Source organism: Jiangella asiatica (assembly GCF_004349065.1).
Taxonomy (GTDB): Bacteria; Actinomycetota; Actinomycetes; order Jiangellales; family Jiangellaceae; genus Jiangella; species Jiangella asiatica.
The window spans coordinates 15,886-35,455 of sequence record NZ_SMKZ01000037.1 but is presented as its reverse complement, the minus strand read 5'-3'; the positions used below and the strand labels follow the sequence as shown (position 1 = coordinate 35,455).

17 protein-coding genes are annotated in these 19,570 nt (G+C 72.9%); 11 read left to right on the top strand and 6 right to left on the bottom strand.

What is annotated here, in order from left to right; all coding sequences use genetic code 11:
- Window positions 1-111 precede the first annotated feature (111 nt).
- Window positions 112-1,719 carry a flavin monoamine oxidase family protein gene (locus E1269_RS22120; protein ID WP_203433971.1) on the top strand — a complete coding sequence of 536 codons (1,608 nt, stop codon included), beginning with the start codon at window positions 112-114 and terminating at the stop codon, window positions 1,717-1,719.
- A gap of 98 nt (window positions 1,720-1,817) precedes the next feature.
- Here the strand turns inward: E1269_RS22120 and E1269_RS22115 are convergent, their stop codons facing one another.
- From E1269_RS22115 to E1269_RS22105, 3 genes are read right to left on the bottom strand one after another with little or no spacing between them, the layout of a single operon-like run.
- Window positions 1,818-2,678, bottom strand: coding sequence for a DeoR/GlpR family DNA-binding transcription regulator (locus E1269_RS22115; protein ID WP_131898588.1), 861 nt, complete (start codon window positions 2,676-2,678; stop codon window positions 1,818-1,820).
- 14 nt (window positions 2,679-2,692) lie between these two features.
- The gene (gene pdxA / locus E1269_RS22110) at window positions 2,693-3,694 is read right to left on the bottom strand and encodes a 4-hydroxythreonine-4-phosphate dehydrogenase PdxA (protein ID WP_131898586.1); all 1,002 of its coding nucleotides are present in this window, start codon (window positions 3,692-3,694) and stop codon (window positions 2,693-2,695) included.
- The gene (locus tag E1269_RS22105) at window positions 3,691-4,884 is read right to left on the bottom strand and encodes a four-carbon acid sugar kinase family protein (RefSeq protein WP_131898584.1); all 1,194 of its coding nucleotides are present in this window, start codon (window positions 4,882-4,884) and stop codon (window positions 3,691-3,693) included. The genes pdxA and E1269_RS22105 overlap by 4 nt, the downstream gene beginning before the upstream one ends.
- Before the next feature lie 188 nt (window positions 4,885-5,072).
- On the opposite strand from E1269_RS22105, the gene E1269_RS22100 reads away from it, so the two are divergent.
- From E1269_RS22100 to E1269_RS22065, 8 genes are read left to right on the top strand one after another with little or no spacing between them, the layout of a single operon-like run.
- Window positions 5,073-6,626, top strand: coding sequence for an ABC transporter substrate-binding protein (locus tag E1269_RS22100; protein WP_203433970.1), 1,554 nt, complete (start codon window positions 5,073-5,075; stop codon window positions 6,624-6,626).
- Window positions 6,627-6,629: 3 nt separating this feature from the next.
- Entirely contained in the window at window positions 6,630-7,565 is a 936-nt protein-coding gene (locus E1269_RS22095; RefSeq protein ID WP_131898582.1) for an ABC transporter permease, read from the top strand.
- Complete coding sequence (locus E1269_RS22090; protein WP_131898580.1) at window positions 7,562-8,470, top strand: ABC transporter permease; 909 nt, start codon at window positions 7,562-7,564, stop codon at window positions 8,468-8,470. Before E1269_RS22095 ends, E1269_RS22090 begins: the two co-directional genes overlap by 4 nt.
- Window positions 8,467-9,276, top strand: a complete 810-nt coding sequence (locus tag E1269_RS22085) for an ABC transporter ATP-binding protein (RefSeq protein WP_131898578.1) — start codon at window positions 8,467-8,469, stop codon at window positions 9,274-9,276. Before E1269_RS22090 ends, E1269_RS22085 begins: the two co-directional genes overlap by 4 nt.
- Window positions 9,273-10,112: an ATP-binding cassette domain-containing protein gene (locus tag E1269_RS22080; protein WP_131898577.1), complete on the top strand. Its 840-nt coding sequence runs from the start codon at window positions 9,273-9,275 to the stop codon at window positions 10,110-10,112. Before E1269_RS22085 ends, E1269_RS22080 begins: the two co-directional genes overlap by 4 nt.
- A 26-nt stretch (window positions 10,113-10,138) precedes the next feature.
- A complete protein-coding gene (locus E1269_RS22075) occupies window positions 10,139-11,056 on the top strand; it encodes an aldo/keto reductase (RefSeq protein ID WP_131898575.1) in 918 nt (305 codons plus the stop codon).
- 18 nt (window positions 11,057-11,074) lie between these two features.
- Window positions 11,075-11,866 (top strand): HpcH/HpaI aldolase family protein, encoded by a 792-nt coding sequence (locus tag E1269_RS22070; protein WP_131898573.1) that lies wholly within the window; start codon window positions 11,075-11,077, stop codon window positions 11,864-11,866.
- 8 nt (window positions 11,867-11,874) lie between these two features.
- A complete protein-coding gene (locus tag E1269_RS22065) occupies window positions 11,875-13,983 on the top strand; it encodes an MGH1-like glycoside hydrolase domain-containing protein (protein WP_131898571.1) in 2,109 nt (702 codons plus the stop codon).
- A gap of 25 nt (window positions 13,984-14,008) precedes the next feature.
- Here the strand turns inward: E1269_RS22065 and E1269_RS22060 are convergent, their stop codons facing one another.
- Window positions 14,009-15,235 carry an alpha/beta hydrolase fold domain-containing protein gene (locus E1269_RS22060; protein ID WP_131898569.1) on the bottom strand — a complete coding sequence of 409 codons (1,227 nt, stop codon included), beginning with the start codon at window positions 15,233-15,235 and terminating at the stop codon, window positions 14,009-14,011.
- Between the two features lie 108 nt (window positions 15,236-15,343).
- Between E1269_RS22060 and E1269_RS22055 the strand changes: the two genes are divergently transcribed.
- On the top strand, window positions 15,344-15,898 hold the full coding sequence (locus tag E1269_RS22055) for an alpha/beta hydrolase (protein WP_162606564.1): 555 nt from the start codon (window positions 15,344-15,346) through the stop codon (window positions 15,896-15,898).
- Window positions 15,895-17,427, top strand: a complete 1,533-nt coding sequence (locus E1269_RS22050; protein ID WP_131898565.1) for an MFS transporter — start codon at window positions 15,895-15,897, stop codon at window positions 17,425-17,427. Before E1269_RS22055 ends, E1269_RS22050 begins: the two co-directional genes overlap by 4 nt.
- Before the next feature lie 17 nt (window positions 17,428-17,444).
- Here E1269_RS22050 and E1269_RS22045 read toward each other — a convergent pair whose 3' ends face one another.
- Window positions 17,445-18,536, bottom strand: coding sequence for a WD40/YVTN/BNR-like repeat-containing protein (locus E1269_RS22045; protein ID WP_131898563.1), 1,092 nt, complete (start codon window positions 18,534-18,536; stop codon window positions 17,445-17,447).
- A 48-nt stretch (window positions 18,537-18,584) separates the two neighbouring features.
- The gene (locus E1269_RS22040; RefSeq protein ID WP_131898561.1) at window positions 18,585-19,544 is read right to left on the bottom strand and encodes a 2-hydroxyacid dehydrogenase; all 960 of its coding nucleotides are present in this window, start codon (window positions 19,542-19,544) and stop codon (window positions 18,585-18,587) included.
- Window positions 19,545-19,570 lie beyond the last annotated feature (26 nt).

Here is a 19,570-nt window from a genome sequence, read left to right as displayed (position 1 = left end):
TCCTTCTCGACCCTTCGCCCGTAGATCTGGGCGAGGGGCAGTTCTCGCCGAGGGGGCCACGCCCCTCCGTGGCCTGCGCCCGGCGAGCCGACCGATCGAGGAGGTCTTCGCGTGGAAGCGACCGCAGGTACGCCGGACGGCGTGAGCCGGCGCAGGTTTCTCAGGCGAGTCGGTGCGGTGGGCGGCGCGACAGCGCTGTACGGGACGATGGAGGCGTTGGGCCTGCTGGCGTCGCCGGCCAACGCCGAGCAGGACACCTTCGAGCCACTTCGCGAGGGTGACCTGAACGGCGCCGCGCCCAAGGTCGCGATCCTGGGCGCCGGCACCGCCGGGCTCACCGTCGCCTACGAACTGGGCAAGGCCGGCTACGACTGTCACGTGCTGGAGGCACGGTCGAAGCCGGGTGGCCGGGCCATGACCATCCGCCGCGGTGACCGGCTCACCGACACCGACGGCGTCACCCAGGTGTGCCAGTTCGACCAGGGCCAGTACTACAACGCCGGGCCGTCGCGGATCCCCAGCCACCACCTGACCATCGACTACTGTCGCGAGCTCGGCGTCGCGATCGAGCCGATGGTGAACGCGAACGCACAGGGCTTCTACTACCACGAGAACACCACGACCACCGACTACGGACCGCTGGCCAGCACCCGGGTCACGCACCGGCAGGCGAAGGCCGACGTCTACGGTTACATCTGCGAACTGCTCGCCCAGGCCGTGGACCAAGGCGCTCTGGACGAGCTGCTCAACGCGCAGGACGCCGAACGCCTCGTCGAGCTGGCCAGCAGCCTCGGCGGGCTCAGCGGCGGCCGCTACGTCGGCAACAACCGGCGCGGCTACAGCGAACCGCGCGGTGCCGGCGACCAGCCCGGAGTGGTGGCCGGCCCGCCGCCGTCGATGTCAGCGGTCCTGCAGAGCCAGCTCGGCACCAGGTTCGCGTTCGAGTTCGGCTTCGACCAGGCCATGATGATGTGGCAGCCCGTCGGCGGCATGGACCGCATCAGCGCCGCCCTCGCCGACGCCGTCGGCGGCCGCCGCCGCATCACCTACGAGGCCCCGGTCACAGCGATCACCAACACCGGCGACGGGGTCCGCGTCAGCTACCGCTCCAACGGGCGCGCCCGCACCCTTGACGCGGACTACTGCGTCGTCACCATCCCGCCGATGGTGCTGCGCAACCTGTCGTCCAACTTCTCGCAGGCGACGAAGGACGCGCTGGCCGTGCCCGTCGGCGCCAACAGCGGCCGCATGGGCATCCAGTTCAAGCGCCGCTTCTGGGAGGAGGACTTCGACATCTACGGCGGCGTCACCCACACCAACCTCGACGTCTCCGGCATCTACTACCCCTCGTACGGCTACTTCCAGCGCACGGGCGTCCTGGTCGGCTACTACTCCGGCGCGTACACGAACATCCCGGTGCCCGACCGGGCCACCCGCGCCGTCGAGCAGGGCGTCAAGATCCACGGCGAGGTGTACCGCGAGGAGTACGACAACTCCTTCTCCGTCGCCTGGCCCAAGGAGCCCTACAGCCTCGGCGCCTGGGTGAGCTGGCCCGGCGGCCGTGGCGCCGCCTACCAGCACCTGCTCCAGCCCGACGGCAACGTCTACTTCGCCGGTGACCACCTCAGCTACTACACCGCCTGGCAGAACGGCGCCTTCCTGTCCGCGCGCAAGGTCGTCACCGACCTGCACACCCGAGCGACCACGACCGCGCCCTGATCCGCTCCCCTGACCCGTCACCCCCATCACCTCCGCGTTGATCACGAGAAGCCGGGCGGGTGGCGGCGCGGCGAGCAGGGGACGGCGACGGGGCGCTGTCAGTCGACGGGGCGGGAGCGGTCGTCGACCACGATGACGTCGACGCCGGCCGAGCGGAAGCGCTGGACCTCGGCCGGCTCGGCGCCCTCGTCGGTGACGAGGGTCCAGGACGCCGGCATCCGGGCCCACGCATGGAACGGCCGCTGGCCGAGCTTGGTGCCGTCGGCCAGGACGTAGACCTGGGCGGCGCGGGCCATCATGAGCTCCTTGAGGCGGGTCTGCTCGAGGTTGGCCTCGCAGATGCCGTCGTCGACGGTGATGCCGTCGGCGCCGAGGAAGACGCGGTCGGCGCTGACCCGTTCGAGGGCGGCTTCGGCGAGCGGGCCGACCAGGCCGTGGCTGATGTGGCGCAGCCGACCGCCCAGGCACAGCACTTCCACCCCATCGGCGTCGGCGAGTTCGGTGACGACCGTGAGGCCGATGGTGACGACGGTGAGGCGGTCGCGATGGCGCAGGGCCCGGGCCAGGTGGGCGGTGGTGGTGCCGGCATCAAGGATGACGGTCTCGTCGGTCCCGATCTGTTCGGCGGCCCAGCCGGCGATGGCGTGCTTCTGCCGGAACGCCTCGTGGGAGCGCTGGCCGAGGGACGTCTCGCCGACGGGTGCGTGTGCCATGGCGCCGCCGAACGTGCGGGCCAGCTTGCCCTGCGACGTCAGCAGCGCGAGGTCGCGCCGGATGGTCGATGCGGTGACGCCGAAGTGGTCCGCGAGCACCTCGACCTCGGCGCGGCCGTCGGTCCAGGCGAGGTCGACGATGGCGCTGCGGCGCTCGCGCGCGGGGAGCCGCCCGCGACCCTGGGACCCGATCAGCTTTTCCAGTTCGCGCTCGATCCGCGACTCGCTCGTCGGATGTTCGCTCATCCCACCTCGCCTCGCTACGGGCCGGACGGGCTCGGCGCGAGCGCGGCCGCCTGGCGCAGCGCCTCGATCATGCTACCGGCGTCGGCGGCGCCGGTGCCGGCGATGTCGAACGCGGTGCCGTGGTCGACCGAGGTGCGGATGACGGGGAGCCCAACGGTGATGTTGACGCCGGCCTCCAGGCCGAGCACCTTCACCGGGCCGTGCCCTTGGTCGTGGTACATGGCCACGATGAGGTCGTAGTCACCGCGGCTGGCCAGGAAGAACGCGGTGTCGGCGGGCAGCGGGCCCTGCGCGTCGATGCCGTCGGCGCGGCAGCGCTCCACCGCCGGCACGATCTTGCTCTCCTCCTCGCCGCGGCCGAACAGCCCGTTCTCACCGGCGTGCGGGTTGATGCCGCAGACACCGAGGCGTGGGGCGTCGACGCCGGAGTCGCGCAGGGTGGCGTGACCGCGCCGGATGGTCCGCTCGACCAGCGGCGCGTCGATGCGCTCGATGGCGTCGACGAGCCCGATGTGGGTGGTGACGTGGATGACCTTCACGGTGGGCGTAGAGAGCATCATCGAGACCTCGTCGACGCCGCACAGCTCGGCCAGCAGCTCGGTGTGGCCGGGGTAGCGGTGCCCGCCGGCGTGCAGGGCCTCCTTGTTCAGTGGCGCGGTGCAGATGGCCTGGACCCGGCCGGTCACCGCGAGCTCGCTGGCCGCCTTCACGTACCGGTAGGCGGCGTCGCCGGCGACGGCGGACAGCTCGCCGTAGGGCAGGTCGGCGGGCAGCAGGCCGAGGTCGATCACCTCGATGACACCGTCGGCGAAGGTGGCGTCCTCCGGCCCGGCGACGGCGCGCAGCTCGACGTCGACGCCGCAGATGCGCGCCGCGTCGCGCAGCCGGGCGAGGTCGCCGACGACCACCGGCCGGCACAGCTTGCCCACCCGCGGGTCGGCGAGCGCCTGGACGACCACCTCGGGGCCGACGCCGGCGCCGTCGCCCATGGTGACCGCGACCAGTGGTGGTGTCATGTGTCCTCCTCGTGCGTGAGCCGCCGGGCGACTCGCAGCAGGGTGTCCGGATCGCCGAACGCGCCGGGCTTGGTGACGACGACGTGCCCGTCCGGCGCGGTGCTGACGACGACGCCGTCGTCCCACGCGTCGCGGACCAGCAGCTCGCCGGCACCGATGGCGGCGAGGACGGCTCGGGCGGTCTCGCCGCCGGTGAGCACCAGGGTCGGATGGTCGGCGGCGGCCGGTGCTACCGCGCGGGCCAGCGCCGCGACCACGTCGGGCGAGCGTTCTGCTCCGTCGGCCGCGGCCAGGTGGACGACGGCGTTGCGTCCGGCGGTGCGCCCGGCCACCGTGGCCGCGAGACCGGGATCGGTGAGCAGCGCCGGCTCCAGCTCGACGACGGTGTCGGTCCACCCGGTCAGCCGGTCGAGCTGGGCCCGCGCCGACGGCGCCGCGCTGCCGACCACGAACAGCGCCGGTGGCCGGGCCGTGGGCGCCGGCGGGGTCGTCCCAGCCGCCGGCGCCCGGCTCGTGCGGGCCAGCGCGTGCGCCAGCCCCGCCGACCCCGCCCAGCGCACCGGCCGCCCGGTCAGCGCACCGGCGTGGACGATGTGGTCGAGGTCGGCGTCGGTCTCGGCGTCGCAGACCGGCAGCGTGGCGGCGTCGGCCGCGGCCAGCAGCGCCGCCGCCAGCCGGTCGGCCGCCCCGCGCACGACGTCGAGACCGACGACGACCGCCGGCAGCGGCCGCAGCGCCTCGGCCACCGACGACGGTGCCGGCCGCGACTCCGCGGCCCACGAGGCGCTGCGCTCCAGCGGCACGCCGTCGACCCGGACCGCTCCCCCGATGACGGTCCGGCCCAGGGCGGGCAGCGCTGGCGCGACGACCAGCGGCGCGCCGTCGGCACGCAGCGCCGCCAGCTCGGCGGCCAGTGGTCCGCGCAGCGTGGAGTCGACCTTCTTGACGACGGTGCCGCCGGCCGGCAGCAACGCCAGCGCGGACCGGCAGCGCCGGGCGGCCTCGTCCGCGCGCACGTACCGTGAGTCGGTGTCGACGGCGAGTACATCACCCTCGCGACCGTCGCCAGAATCGCGCGTCTCGCGCAGCTCCGACCACCATCGAATGCGCACAGTGCGCGGGAGGAAAGCGGCCGCAGCCTCGGCCGACCCGGTCAGGTCGTCCGCCACGAGCAGCACGGGAGCCACCATGATCAAGGCTCCTTCCTGCCACTTCGCCCGCTTTGCACGCCTTGCGCGATGGTCCGCGGCCGAACCCTCCCGGACGAGAGTGAACGCTACGTTACTTGCGCGTTTCGCGCAAAGGTGCCAATGTGATCCGCACGACTCGCGGACTTCCGGAGGTGACGATGGACGGCAGTGGTCGGTCGCGTCGCGGCATGAGCCGACGCGACCTCCTGCGGGCCGGGTTCGCGACCAGCGCCGGCCTGGCGCTCGGCCCGGTCCTCGCGGCCTGCGCCGGCCCGACCGGCACGTCCGGCGCCGGCACTCTGACGCTGGCGCTGAACCGGTCGCTGGTCAGCCTGGACAACAAGCTCAACCAGTTCGACGCGCACGTCACGGTCCAGCGCGCGGTACGCCAGGCGCTGACACGCATCGGCGACGGGCTGCGGCCGGAGCCGGTGCTGGCCGAGAGCTTCGAGCTCGCCTCGCCCACCGCGTGGCGGGTGCGGCTGCGCCCCGAGGCCGTGTACTCCGACGGCACGCCGGTCACTGTCGCCGACGTCGCCACCGCGCTGGAGATGTACCAGCAGGTAGAGGCGTCCTTCGTCGGCAACCAGTTCCCGGAGTGGCCGCAGGTCGAGCAGGTCGACGACCAGACGTTCGACCTCGTGACCCAGCGGCCGCTGGTCGGTCTCGACGCCCTGATGAGCAACATCCTCATCTCCCCGGCCGCGGCGAACCTGCCGGAGGAGCTGTCCGACGGCGTCGGTTCCGGCCCGTACCTGGTCACCGAGGCCAACCGCGGCACCGGCGACTACACGCTGCGGGCCAACCCCGACTACTGGGGCCCGGCGCCGGGCGTGGAGCGGGTGAGCATCCGCTTCCTGCCCGAGGAGACCAGCCGGGTGCTCGCACTGCGCAGCGGCGAGGTCGACGTCATCGACTCCATCTCCCCCGACTCCGCCGAGCAGCTCGACGGGCTGCCCGGCATGAACCTCCTGCAGGCTCAGGGAACCCGCCTGGTCCAGCTCTTCTACAACTTCCGCAAGCCGCCGGAGCACCCGCTCTCCCGCCCGGCGGTCCGGCGGGCGCTGAGCTTGGCCATCGACGGCCCGAGCATCGTGCGCGACGTGCTGCTCGACAGCGTCACACCCACCGACGGCGTCGTCCCGCTCAGCCTGGACGGCGCGTACGAGGTCGGGAGCTTCGAGTTCGACCCACGCCGGGCCCGGCAGATGCTCGACGCCGAGGGTGTGGACGACCTCGAGCTCACCATCATCTGGGAGTCCGGTGAGTTCGCCTCCGACGCCTACGTCATGGAGGCGGTCGCGCAGATGCTCGGCGACATCGGCGTGCGGGCGCACCTGCGCCAGTTCGAGCCCGGCGGCGACCTCCCCACCTGGCGGCAGGGCCGCGGCGGCGACTTCGACATCATCGGCAACGGCTACGGCAACCAGACCGGACTGGCGCTGACCAGTCTGCAGGGCCTGTTCGCCGGCACCCCGGAGATGGAAGCCACCGGCGACGCGTTCATGGGCTTCGTCTACGACGACATCGCCGGCGGCATCACGGCGGCCGCGGCCGAGACCGACGACGAACGCCGGGCGGTGCTGCTGGAGGACGTCCAGCGCTCCATCTGGGACCTCTGGCCGGCGATGTGGGCGTTCACGCAGGACGTGCTGCTGGCACACCGCGACACCGTGAGCGGCCTGGACCTGCTGCCCATCAACTCCTACGACCTCGCCGCGGTGCGGCTCGAGGAGGGCTGACCCGTGGCCCGCTACCTGGCACTTCGCATCGCGCAGAGCCTGCTGACCGTCTTCCTCATCGTCTCGACGGTGTTCGTGCTGGTCCGCCTCGCGCCGGGCGACCCGGCCGCGGCCGTGGGCGGGCCGCTGGCGACGACGGAGGACCTGCAGGCCATCCGCGAGGAGATGGGTCTGGTCGACTCCGTCCCGCAGCAGTACTGGCACTTCATCACCGGGCTGTTGCAGGGCGACCTGGGCATGTCGTACTCGTTCCGCGAGCCGGCGCTGGACGTCGTGCTGGAGCGGCTGCCCTACACCATCACCCTGGCCGGTGCGGCGATCCTGCTGACGGCTCTGGTCGCCATCCCGCTCGGGGTGTTCACCGCCCGGCGGGCCAACACCGGCTGGGACCTCGGCGCCAACGTCGGCACCATCGCCGGGCAGTCCATGCCGGAGTTCTGGACCGGCATCATGCTGCTGACACTGCTGGCCGTGGTCGTGCCGATCTTCCCCGCGTCCGGCTTCACCACCTGGTCGGGGCTGGTGCTGCCGGCCGTCACCATCGCACTGCTGCAAGTGGCGCTGATCTCGCGGCTGGTGCACCGCGAGATGGCCGCCAACCTGGCCGCTCCGTACGTCACGGTGGCGCGTTCGCGCGGCTCAGCCGAGCGCGCGCTGACCTGGCGGTACGCGTTCGCCAACTCGTCCATCCCGGTGTTGACGGCGCTGGGCACCAGGTTCGCGTCGATGCTCAACGGGGTCGTCGTGGTCGAGGTGGTGTTCGCCTGGCCGGGCATCGGTTCACTGGTGGTGCGGGCCCTGGAGACGCGCGACTACCCGCTCATCCAGGCCACCGTGCTGGTGACCAGCCTGCTGGCCATCGGGGTACAACTGCTCGTCGACCTGCTGTACCCGTTGCTCGATCCGCGGGTGCGCGTCGGAAAGGCGGTGTCGCGATGACATCCGAGGTGCAGGCGGCCCGTCCGAGCGCCGTCACACCGGACCGGCTCGAGCACTCGGCGGCGGCGCTGCGGCGACGCGCCAGCCGGCTCAAGATCGTCCTGGGCTCGGTGCTGGCCGGCGTGGTGGTGGTCCCGATCCTGCTGGCGAACGTGCTGCCGCTGCCGGACCCGCTCGAACAGGACCTCTCCCAGCGCCGGCTGCCGCCGTTCACCGACGGCCATCTGTTCGGCACCGACCAGCTCGGCCGCGACCTGCTCTCGCGGATTCTGCACGGCGGCCAGGTGTCACTGACCATCGGCGTGCTCGCGGTGCTGGTCTCCGGCGTCGTCGGTGTCGTCGCGGGCGCGGCCGCGGGCTATTACGGACGGTGGGTCGATGCCGTCGTCTCCCGGCTGCTCGAGGCGCAGCTGTCGGTGCCGCTGCTGCTCCTGCTCCTGCTCGTGGTGGCCCTGTTCGGTCCGTCGATCACGGTGATCACGCTGGTCATCGCGTTCGCGCAGTGGCCGGAGCCGGCCCGGCTCACCCGCGCCATGGTGTTGGTCGAGCGGGAGAAGCCGTACGTTGCCGCGGCCCGGGTGCTCGGCCTGCGCCGGGCGGGCGTCCTGGTCCGCCACGTGGTACCGAACATCGTCAACCAGGTGGTCGTGGTCATGCTGCTGCTCCTGGCACAGGCGGTACTGCTGGAGAGTGCGCTCAGCTTCCTCGGCGCCGGCGTCGAGCGGCCGCACCCGACGTGGGGCCGCATCATCGCCGACGGCCAGGGCTACATCACCACCTCGTGGTGGCTGGTGACGCTGACCGGCCTGGTCATCGTGCTGCTGGTGGTCGGGGTCAACCTCCTCGGCGACGGGCTGCGCGACCGGGTGTCGCGGTCGCGCGGCGGGAAGGGAGAGCCGCAATGACGCTGCTCGACGTGCAGGACCTGCAGGTGGAGCTGATGACCGAGGCCGGGGTCGTCCGCGCGGTCGACGGCATCTCGTTCACCGTCGACCGGTCCGAGACGGTCACGCTGATCGGCGAGTCCGGCAGCGGCAAGTCCACTACCGCGATGGCGGTGCAGGCCCTACTGCCGGAGCGGCTGGCGGTGGTGTCCGGCCGGTGCGTGGTGGACGGCGTCGACGTCGTGGCCCGGCCGCGTGAGGCGGGCAAGCTGCGCGGGCGCACCATCGCGATGATTCCGCAGGACCCCATGACGGCGCTCAGCCCGGTCGCCACGGTGGGCCGGCAGCTCGGCGAGGTGCTGGCCCGCAGCGAACCGGGACTGTCCCGCTCCGCCCGCCGCGAGCGCGCCACCGACCTGCTGGACTCCGTGCGCATCACCGACCCGCGCCGTCAGCTCGACGCCTACCCGCATCAGCTCTCCGGAGGCATGCTGCAGCGGGTGCTCATCGCGATCGCGCTGGCCATCGATCCGCACCTGCTGGTGGCCGACGAGCCGACCAGCGCCCTGGACGTGACCGTCCAGGCCGGCATCCTCGACCTGCTGCTGGACCTGCAGGACCGCACGTCCGCCGGCATCCTCATGATCACGCACGACATCGGCGTCGCCCGGCTGGTCAGTGACCGGGTGCACGTCATGCGCGACGGCCGCTTCGTCGAAAGCGGCGAAGTCGAGGCCGTCGTCGGCGCGCCTCAGCAGGACTACACCCGCCGGCTGCTGGACGCCGTTCCGCGGCTGGGAGCCTGGACCGACGGAGGTGTGGCATGACCCCGACCGGCGAGCCGCTGCTGGCGGTGCGCGACCTCTGCGTCGACTACACCGTCGACCGGCGCCGCAACCGGGTGGTCGACGGCGTCAGCTTCGACCTCGCGCCCGGACGGACGCTGGCCGTCGTCGGCGAGTCCGGCTGCGGCAAGTCCACGCTCGCCCGCGCGCTCGTGCGGTTGGAGACGCCGGCCGAGGGCTCCATCCGCTACGCCGGCCGCGACCTCGCCACGCTCGGCGAGCGCGAGCTGCGACCGCTCCGCGGCGACATCCAGATGATCTTCCAGGATCCGTACGGCTCGCTCGACCCGCACCTGACCGCGGCCGGCATCGTCGCCGAGCCGCTGCGGCTGCGCGGCGTGTCCGACCGGGCCGAGCGGCGCCGGCGGGCCGTCGAGCTGCTCACCCGGGTCGGGCTGACGCGTGAGCACGCCGACCGGCGCCCGCCGGAGTTCTCCGGCGGTCAGCGCCAGCGCATCGGCATCGCTCGCGCGCTGGCCAGCCGGCCCAAGATCCTCATCTGCGACGAGGCCACCAGCGCTCTCGACGTCTCGGTGCAGGCGCAGGTCCTGGAGCTGCTGCGGGAGCTGCAGGACCAGGAGGACATCGCCTACCTGTTCATCTCGCACAACCTCGGTGTGGTCCGCGAGATCAGCCAGGAGGTCGCGGTCATGTCGCGCGGCACGTTCGTCGAGCACGGTCCCACCGAGGAGGTGCTGAGCCGGCCTCGGCACGAGTACACCCGGCAGCTGCGCCGAGCCGCGCTCGACCCCGCCCTCATCGCCGGCCGCAAGCCCCGGCTGTTCGCCGCCGTCCCCGCCACCGGAGCCGCCTCGTGACCCCTCCGCGCCCTGTCCTGGGCACCATGACCTTCGGCGATACCGTCGACCGCGAAACCGCCGCCAGCCTGCTCGACCTCGCGCGCGACGCCGGCGTTACGGAGCTGGACACGGCCAACGTCTACGCCGGCGGCGCCACCGAGGAGCTGCTCGGCGCCCTGCTGGCGGCCCGGCCCGGCGTGTTCTCGGTGGCCACGAAGGCCGGCATCGCGCACCCGGACGCCGGCGACGCCCCGCCGCTGTCGGCGCGGGCGCTGCGGTCGTGCCTCGAGGGAAGCCTGAAGCGGCTGCGCCTGGACCGCGTCGACCTGTTCTATCTGCACCAGCCCGACCCGGCCACACCGTTCGCCGAGACCGTGGAGGCGGTCGCCGGGCTGGTGCGCGACGGGCTGGTCGGCGGGGTCGGCGTGTCGAACTTCGCCGCCTGGCAGATCGCCGAGCTGCGTCAGCTGTTCACCGCGGCCGGACTGCCCGGGCCCGTGGTCGCGCAGCAGCTCTACAACCTGGTGGCCCGGCGCATCGACGACGAGTACGTCGCGTTCGCCCAGGCCAGCGGCATCGAGACCATCGTGTACAACCCGCTCGGTGGGGGGCTGTTGTCGGGCCGGTACACCTTCGAGGCCGCGCCCGAGGAGGGCAGGTTCGCCACGTCGAAGCTGTCGCCGATGTACCGGGAACGGTACTGGGACGAGCGGATGTTCGCCGCGGTGGGCGCGCTGTCGGTCATCGCGGCCGACGCCGGCATCGGGCTGCCGGAGCTGGCGCTGCGCTGGCTGGCGTCGCAGCCGGTGGTCGGGTCCGTGCTGGTCGGCGCGTCGCGGCCGGCACACCTGACGGCGAACCTGGCGGCACTGGCGCGCGGCCCGCTGCCGGCCGACGTCGTCGAACGCTGCGACGATGTCGGACGTGAGCTGCGCGGTCCCATGCCCGCGTACAACCGCTGAGAAGAGGGAGACCCTGCCTTGGGAGACAGCACCGCCGCGGTCCGGGCCGTCGAGCGCATCCGCCGCCGTGAGCGCTCCATCGGCTACTGGATCGCGCTGGACAACCCGGTCGGCACCGAGCGGATCGCCCGGCTCGGCTACGACTACGTCGGCGTCGACGCCCAGCACGGCCTGCTCGACTACAAGGGCTGGCTGGCCGCGCTGATGGCCATCGAGGCCGGCGGTCGCAGCGCTGGCCTGGTCCGGGTGCCCGCCAACGACCTCACCTACATCGGGCAGGCCCTCGACGCCGGCGCGCACGGCGTCATCGTCCCGCTGGTCGACACCGCGGACGAGGCCGCGGGCGCCGTCCGGGCCTGCCGGTACCCACCGGCGGGCGGGCGCAGCTACGGGCCGATGCGCTCCGGGCTGCGCATCGGGCCGGCGCCGGCCGCGGCGAACGCGCACGTGCTGTGCGTCGTAATGGTCGAGACGATGACCGCGCTGGACAACGTCGAAGCGATCGCGGCAACCCCCGGCCTGGACGGCGTCTACGTCGGGCCGTCCGACCTCACGCTGGCGCTGGGCGGTGCGTCGTCGACGGACGCCGCGGTGGCCGGCGCGCTGGACGAGGCCGCGGCCAGGGTCGCCGCCGCGGCTGAGGCGAACGGCATCGCCGCCGGCATCCACTGCCCGGACGGAGCCACCGCGCACCGGCGCCTGGGGCAGGGCTTCACGTTCGCGACCGTCAGCTCCGACCTGCTGCACCTCGAACGGGCCGCGGCGGCGCACCTCGGCGCGGCACAAGGCGCTGACCTGGCGCGAGACTGACCCGCCCCGTGGAGTCGATCGACCACGCACTGGCCACCGGGCGGCGCGGGCTGCGGACCCGGCCCGGCACCTTCCTGCTCGGGCCGACCGGAGCCCGGCTGTGGGCGGACTACCTGGAACCACGGCCGGGCTTCGTCGGCGCGATCGACCTGGTGCACAAGCTCAACCTCCCGCTGCTGTTCACGGTCACCGGCGCGGAGCTGGTGGAGCCGTGGGAGACGCGGTGGCGGCCCAGCCACCTGTCGGTCAGCGCGTCCTCGGCATCCGGGGTCGAGCTGGTCGAGGACAAGTTCGTCACCTGGTCCGACTGTGCGGTGTCGCAGCAGGTGTGGACCAACCATTCCTCGACACCGGTGACGCTGCGGCTGGAGGTGGACCGCTCGTGGATCGGCGCCGACGGCTCCGGGTCCCGGTCGGTCGAGCGGCACGGCTTCACGGTGCTGGCGGTGGTGCGCGCGTCTGTGGCGGCGCTGTGGGACGGCCTGGTGGTCGGGCCGGGCGAGCGGGTGCAGGTCGTCGTCGCGGCGGCGTTGGGGCTGGCGGGAACCGACACCCGCGACGAGCTGGAGGGCCGACTGGACGCCGTCGTCGACGGCTCGGGCACCGCCGGCGGGCACGCGCCCGGCGCCGTCGTCGAGCGGCAGGTCCGGGAGTACCAGGAGTGGTTCGACCAGGCGCCGTCGTTCACCAGCAGCGACCCGGTGCTCGACCGCACCTGGGCGTATCGGTGGTTCCTGCTGCGCCACAACCTGGCGATGCCGCGTTACGGCGGCCTGGAAGGTCCGTTGTTCTACGAGGGCCGCGCGCACAAGATGACCAAGGCGCCGTGGGACCCGGCCGGGTGGGAGTTCAGCAAGCTGATCCCGCTGTCCAGCCCGATGCACCTGCTCGACGTGCGCTGGCACCCCGACGCGTCGCTGGGCGCCGGCCTGTGGCGCACGCTGCGGGCGGCGCAGGGCCAGGACGGGTTGTACCGCAGCCGGACGGTCGGCCAGGAGTTCCACGCGTACGCGAACTTCCTGGGCTGGGCGAGCTACCAGTACGCGCAGGTCCACCGCGACGTGCCGGACGCGGCGGCGATGCTGGAGTCGCTGGCCGCGCAGGTCCGCGGCGAGCGCGAGCTCCTGGCCACCGGCGGCGACGAGCTGCCGATCGAGACCGAGCACATCCTGACCGGCAAGGAGTACCAGCCCAGTTACTGGGCCTTCGACGACTACCCCGACGACCCGCGCGACCGCTCCGGTTACACACCGCTGAAGCGCGTCGACCGGGCGGTCTACCACTACCGCAACGCCCGCGGGGTGGCGGCGCTGGCGCGGCTGCTGGAGGTGCCGGGGTTCGACGAGTTCGACGCGCTGGCCGACGCCGTCGCCGGCGATGTCCTGGCCAAGCAGTGGGACGACGCGACGGGGTTCTTCTACGACCTACACCACCGGACCGACGAGAAGGCGATGGTCCGCAACGTCGTCGGGTTCTACCCGTACTGGGCCGGACTGGTCGGCGCCGAGCACCTTTGCGGGCTGGACGCGGCCCTGGACCTGTTCGACACCGGTGCGCCGCTGCCGTCGGTGGCGCCGGACTGCCCCGTCTACAGCCCCACCGGCTCCTGGCGCGGCGTCTACGTCAAGGGCCGCAACGGCTGCTCGTGGAACGGACCGACCTGGCCGTACACCAACGGCGTGGTCATCGACGGCGTCGGCACGACGAGCCGGCGGTTCGGGCACCGGTACGACGCCGAGTTCGGGCGGCTGCTGCGCTCCTACGCGCTGCTGCACTTCCAGCAGCGCGACGGCCGCACCCCGTACCTCGTCGAGCACTACGACAGCGACACCGGCGAGCCCATCAGCGACGAGGTCGACTACCTGCACTCCTACTTCATCGACCTCGTCGTCCGCCACGTCGCCGGGCTGTGCGTGGACGACGACGGCCGGGGACTCACCGTCGACCCGCTCGACATCGGGTTGTCGTCATTCTCGCTGACCGGGCTCCGGGTGGCCGGGCGCCGCGTGGACGTGACCTACGACCGGTCCGCCGGGCTGCGGGTCTCGGTCGACGGTGTCGAGGCCGCGGCCACGACGAAGCTCGGGCTCGCCGCGCTGCGGGTGCCGCTCACCTGATCGCGCGGCCGGCGCGACGCCCGGCTCAAGCCGGACGCTCGTACGTCTCCGCCGCCGAGTCCGGCTCCGCCGCGCCCACGATGAAGGCGCCCGCCTGCTCCAGCGCCAGCGCCGCCTCGGGCAGGAACGACCAGTAGATGTGGAACACGTGGGTGGCCACCGGGTAGAGCGCCAGCCGCGCGTCGACGCCCGCGGCCCGGGCCCGTTCGACCAGCAGCCGGCTCTCGTGCAGGACGAAGTCTCCCGTCGCCACCTGCACCAGCATCGCCGGCAGGCCGGACAGGTCGACGCCCAGCGGGTCGAGCAAGGGGTCGCCGGGCGGGTGCCCGTCGAGGTAGCGCTCCGCGTTGATCCGGGCCAGCTGCGCGATACCGTCCTGCTCGGGGTGGACGGTGTCGTCGCGCAGGTACCGGCAGGCCAGGTCGACCCACGGGCACAGCAGCACCACCCGGCCGGGCAGCGGCTCGCCCGCGGCCTTGAGCCTCAGCAGCACCGACATGGCCAACCCGCCGCCGGACGACTCACCCACCAGCGCCACGTCGGCCGGCGAGTCCGCGCGCTCGAGCAGCCACCGGTAGGCCGCCAAGGCATCGTCGACGGCGGCCGGGTAGCGGTGCTCCGGGGCCAGCCGGTAGTCCGGCACCAGAACCGAGGCGCCGGCCGCCGCTGCCAGCGCTCCGGCCAGCGGCCGCGTCCCGTACGCCGAGCCGACCACATACCCGCCGCCGTGCGCGAGCAGCACCGTCGGGCGGCCGGCACCGCCGTCGCGGCCGAACACCAGCGACGGCACACCGCCCGCGGTGACCGGGCGCATGCCGATCTCGGCGGGCACCGGGAACTGCGCGTTGAGCGCCTCGTTCGCGGCACGGAACTCGTCGAGGTCGTTGGCGGCCTCGGCCAGCGGGCGGGTGAGCTGGGTGACCCGCTCGTCGACCTCGCCGCCGATGGACCGCGTGGTGACGACGGCGTCGTCCAGGTCGGCGAGCATGCTGCGCGAGCGCGACAGCAGCGCCTCGCCGGCCAGGGTGAGCTCGACCCGCTGGGTGTTGCGGCGCAGCACCTGCACCCGTAGCAGCCGTTCGAGCGAGCTGATCTGCCGGCTCAGAGCCGGCTGCGACAGGAACAGGCGCTCGGCGGCCCGGCTGAAGTTGAGCTCCTCGGCGACTGCGACGAACGCCCGCAGGTGGCGCAGCTCGATCGCCTCCGGTGCCCGCGGCAGCTCGATCAGCCGGGCTGGTCGCTCGTGTGCCATGCCCCGAGTATGGCCCACGTCACAGACATCCACCCATGCCGATGGCGCATGACGCCTATGCATCAACGGCCTTTCCCCGCAGGCCAGGGCCGGGGACAGGGTGTCGGCATGACGCAGATCCAGTCGCTGACGACTCTGGCGCCGGGCTGCGCGACCATCGTGTTGCGCGGCCCGGCCGAGCCAGTGCGCGGGGTCGTGCACTGGCCGCGGCTGCCGCTGCCGCCCGCCGGGCCCCGACCGGTCGCCGTCGTCGTCTCGCCGTCCACCGGTGACCGGTTGGTGCCGCCGGAGCGGCTGGCCCGCCCACTCGTCGCCGACGCCCAGCTCATGGTGCTCGCTCTGACGGTGCCCGAGCCGCGGGCGGCGGCCGACGTCGAGGCGGTCTGGACGGCGCTGCTGTGGGTGGCCGACCACGCACGTGAGATCGACGGCGACCCGGACCGGCTGCTGCTGATCGGCCAGGCCGGCGCTGCCGACGTCGCGCGCACCCTCGCCGGCCGCGCCCACGAGGCCGGCTGGCCGCCGCTGTGGCGGCTCGTGCTGCTGCCCTCCACCCCGGAATCACGGGACCTGCCGCCGTCCGGCCCAGGCCCGCCGGCGCTCGCCGAGCTCACCACGCCAGCAGAACCCGTCCAACCGTATGAACGGAGACACCTCTCATGAGCATCGACCTCGATCGCACCGAGGAAGCCGCACCGCGTGCCACCCGGCGCGAGTGGGTCGGGCTGGCCGTACTGGCCCTGCCGACCCTCCTGCTGTCCCTGGACGTCAGCGTCCTCTACCTCGCGTTGCCGCAGCTCAGCGCCGACCTCGGCGCGTCGTCGACGCAGCAGCTGTGGATCAGCGACATCTACTCGTTCATGATCGCCGGGTTCCTGGTGATCATGGGTTCGCTCGGCGACCGGATCGGCCGGCGCCGGTTGCTGCTGGTCGGCGGCGCCGCGTTCGCCGCCTGTTCCGTGCTGGCCGCCTACTCGACCAGCCCGGAGATGCTGATCGTCTCCCGGGCGCTGCTCGGCATCGCCGGCGCCTCGCTGATGCCGTCCACCATGGCGCTGATCCGCACCATGTTCCTGGACCCCAAGCAGATGGCCGTGGCGCTGAGCATCTGGTTCTCCTGCTTCATGGGCGGCATGACGCTCGGGCCGCTGGTCGGCGGCGCGCTGCTGGAGCAGTTCTGGTGGGGGTCGGCGTTCCTGCTCGGCGTGCCGGTCATGCTCCTGCTGTTGACCGTCGGGCCCGGGCTGCTGCCGGAGCACCGCGAGGGCGTCGCCGCCGGCCGGCTGGACCTCGCCAGTGTCGCGCTGTGCATCGCGGCGGTGCTGCCGGCCATCTACGGCCTCAAGGAGTTCGCCCGCGACGGCGCCGGCACGGTACCGGTGGCGACCTTGGCGATCGGGATCGCGCTCGGTGCGACGTTCGTCCGCCGGCAGCGCCGCCTCGCCGACCCGCTGCTTGACCTGCGGCTGTTCGCCAACCGCCGCTTCACGGTGTCGCTCGGCGCGTTCCTGCTGGTGGGCGTCGTCATGGCCGGCATCTCGTTCGCGGCGGCACAGTACCTGCAGCTCGTCCTGGGGCTGTCGCCGCTGACGGCCGGGCTGTGGCTGATTCCGCAGAACGTCGCCATGGTCACCGCCACCCTGCTGGCGCCCCGCCTGGCGCAGCGGTTCAGTACGCCCGATCTGCTGGCCGCCGGGCTCGGGCTGGCCGGCGCCGGCCTGCTGCTGCTCACGCAGGTGGGCGCGGACGGCCTGGCGCTGCAGGTAACCGCGCTGACGGTGTCAGCGTTCGGCGTGGGTGTGCCGATGGCGCTCGTGATGACCCTGATCCTGGCCGCCGCTCCCCCGGACCGGGCCGGCTCCGCGTCGGCGCTGTCCGAGACGTCCGGCGAGTTCGGCATCGCGCTCGGGGTCGCCGCGCTCGGCAGCACGGCCGTCGCCGTCTACAGCGGGCGCATCGACGAGCTGCTTCCGGCCGGGGCGCCGGAGCCGCTGGTCGCCGCCGCACACGAGAGCCTGGCGGCGACGGCGGCCGCGGTGGCGTCGCCGGCGACGGCCGACGCGGGGTTCGGCGACGCGGTCCTGTTCGCCGCGCAGACCGCGTTCACCAGCGGGTTCAACGTGGTCGGCGCGGTCGGCGGAATCGTGATGATCGCCGTGGCCGTGGTGTCGCGGGCGATGCTGCGCGGCTGACGGCGCGTAGGCGTCGCTCAGGGCAGGACGGCCGCCCGGACGCACAGGACGTCGGGCAGGTGCTGGATCACCTCGGTCCAGGTGTCGCCCTCGTCGGCGCTGGCGTAGACCGAGCCGTCGCGGGTGCCGACATACACGCCGGCCGATCCCTCGACGTCGTCGACGGTCATGGCGTCGCGCAGCACCACGCCGTAGAAGCCGCCGGGCAGGCCGTCGACGGAGCGGGACCAGGTCTTGCCGGCGTCGTCGGTGCGCCACACCTGCAGCTGCCGCTCGGGCGGGGTGCGTTCACCGTCGGCGACGAGCGGCGCGACCCAGGCGGTGCCGGCGCGGTGCGGGTGCGCGACGATCGGGAACCCGAAGTCGGCGGGCAGGCCGTCGGCGATGGACTGCCAAGTGGCACCGCCGTCGCCGGAGCTGTAGACGCCGCCGTGGTTCTGCGCGTAGAGGCGGTCCGGGTCGACGACGTCGCGCGACACCTTGTGCACGCACTGGCCGTACTCGGGCGGGTCGCCGGGCAGGAAGTCGGTGCGGATACCGGTGTTGGACGGGTTCCAGCTGGCGCCGGCGTCGTCGGAGACGTAGACGCCGCCGGTGGACATGGCGACCAGAACCCGTTGGTCGTCGGTGGGGTGCGGCAGCACGGTGTGGATGGCCTGGCCGCCGAAACCCGGCTCCCAGGTGGGGCGGTGCGGATGGTCCCACAACGGCTCGACCAGCGAGAACGTCTCACCGTTGTCCTCGGAGCGCCACAACGCGGACGGCTGCGAGCCGGCCCAGACGACGCCCGGCCGCTCGGCGGTGTCGGGGCGCAGCTGCCAGACCGCCTCGACCGACGCGTCCGCCTCGGGCGGGAACTTGATGCCGCTGCCGTCGCGCGCCTCGGTCCAGGTGCCGCCGAGGTCGTCGGACCAGGAGACACCCGGGCCCCAGTGCGAGCTGCTGGCGCCCACCAGGATGCGCGGTCGCTCGCCGCGGGAGTCGATGGCGCAGGCGGCCACCGAGTGCATGAGGAAGTGCGGCCCGTCGACCGACCACGTCCACCGGTCGGCGCTGCGCAGCAGCCACAGACCCTTCTTCGTGCCAACGGCGAGCAGGACGTCGTTCATGGTGGTCGCCTCCCCAGGGTGCAGCGGCGTTGCTGTCAGGGAGCCAGGCTACGCCTCGGGTCCGACAACGACGTTCGCCATCGGCTCGCCAGCCGCCAGCCGGGTCAGCTGCGACTGCACCAGCCGCTTCGCCCGCGGGTGGAACGCCGACGACAGCCCGCCGACGTGCGGCGAGATCAGCGCGTTCGGTAGCGTCCACAGCGGGTGGCCGGGCGGCAGCGGCTCGGGGTCGGTGACGTCCATGCCCGCGCGCAGCCGGCCGGTCTCCAGCTCCGCGACCAGCGCGTCGGTCCGCACGATCGGCCCGCGCGCGACGTTCACCAGCAGCGCGCCGTCGCGCATGCGCGCCAGGAAGTCCGCGTCGACCATGCCGCGCGTCTCGTCGGTCAACGGGCAGATCAGGATGACGACGTCGGCGCGACCGAGCAGCTCCGGCAGGGAGTCATAGCCGGCGACGCCCTCCCGCGCGGTCCGGGCGACCTTGAGCACGTCGCACTCGAACGGCAGCAGCCGCGCCTCGATGGCCCGGCCGATCGCGCCGTATCCGACCACCAGCACCGTCTTGTCCGCCAGCGACTCGTACCACGCCTGCAGCCAGTCGCCGGACGGCGCGGCACGCACGAACTCCGGGACGCCCCTCAGCGACGCCAGCGTCAGCGTCACCGCGAGCTCGGCCGTGCTGGCGTCGTGCACGCCGCGGGCGTTGCACAGTGTCAGCCCGTCCCGCAGGTGCGGGAGGACGTGCTCGTAGCCGGCGGTCAGTGTCTGCACGACGCGCAGCTTCGGCATCCGTTCGATCAGGTCGGTGGCCGGTGCCGCGAAGCTGTACGGGATGACGTACAGCTCCACCCGGTCCAAGACCTCCTGATCCGGAATGTCCGACGTGTCGGCGCTGGTCATCAGCTCGGGGCCGGACTTCGCCGTCGACTCGCCGGCCCAGGTGTGCACGTCGAGGCCGGGCGGCAGAGCCAACGAGTGCGCCGGATACGGGATGAGTACGTCAACCATGGCTCTCGAACCTACCGCTGCCGCGT

What these genes read in the sequence shown, in the direction of transcription:
- E1269_RS22115 (WP_131898588.1), bottom strand. Translation starts at nt 2,678, where the DNA reads ATGAGCGAACATCCGACGAGCGAGTCGCGGATCGAGCGCGAACTGGAA.
- pdxA (WP_131898586.1), bottom strand. Translation starts at nt 3,694, where the DNA reads ATGACACCACCACTGGTCGCGGTCACCATGGGCGACGGCGCCGGCGTC.
- E1269_RS22105 (WP_131898584.1), bottom strand. Translation starts at nt 4,884, where the DNA reads ATGGTGGCTCCCGTGCTGCTCGTGGCGGACGACCTGACCGGGTCGGCC.
- E1269_RS22100 (WP_203433970.1), top strand. Translation starts at nt 5,073, where the DNA reads ATGAGCCGACGCGACCTCCTGCGGGCCGGGTTCGCGACCAGCGCCGGC.
- E1269_RS22090 (WP_131898580.1), top strand. Translation starts at nt 7,562, where the DNA reads ATGACATCCGAGGTGCAGGCGGCCCGTCCGAGCGCCGTCACACCGGAC.
- E1269_RS22085 (WP_131898578.1), top strand. Translation starts at nt 8,467, where the DNA reads ATGACGCTGCTCGACGTGCAGGACCTGCAGGTGGAGCTGATGACCGAG.
- E1269_RS22080 (WP_131898577.1), top strand. Translation starts at nt 9,273, where the DNA reads ATGACCCCGACCGGCGAGCCGCTGCTGGCGGTGCGCGACCTCTGCGTC.
- E1269_RS22075 (WP_131898575.1), top strand. Translation starts at nt 10,139, where the DNA reads ATGACCTTCGGCGATACCGTCGACCGCGAAACCGCCGCCAGCCTGCTC.
- E1269_RS22060 (WP_131898569.1), bottom strand. Translation starts at nt 15,235, where the DNA reads ATGGCACACGAGCGACCAGCCCGGCTGATCGAGCTGCCGCGGGCACCG.
- E1269_RS22055 (WP_162606564.1), top strand. Translation starts at nt 15,344, where the DNA reads ATGACGCAGATCCAGTCGCTGACGACTCTGGCGCCGGGCTGCGCGACC.
- E1269_RS22050 (WP_131898565.1), top strand. Translation starts at nt 15,895, where the DNA reads ATGAGCATCGACCTCGATCGCACCGAGGAAGCCGCACCGCGTGCCACC.
- E1269_RS22045 (WP_131898563.1), bottom strand. Translation starts at nt 18,536, where the DNA reads ATGAACGACGTCCTGCTCGCCGTTGGCACGAAGAAGGGTCTGTGGCTG.
- E1269_RS22040 (WP_131898561.1), bottom strand. Translation starts at nt 19,544, where the DNA reads ATGGTTGACGTACTCATCCCGTATCCGGCGCACTCGTTGGCTCTGCCG.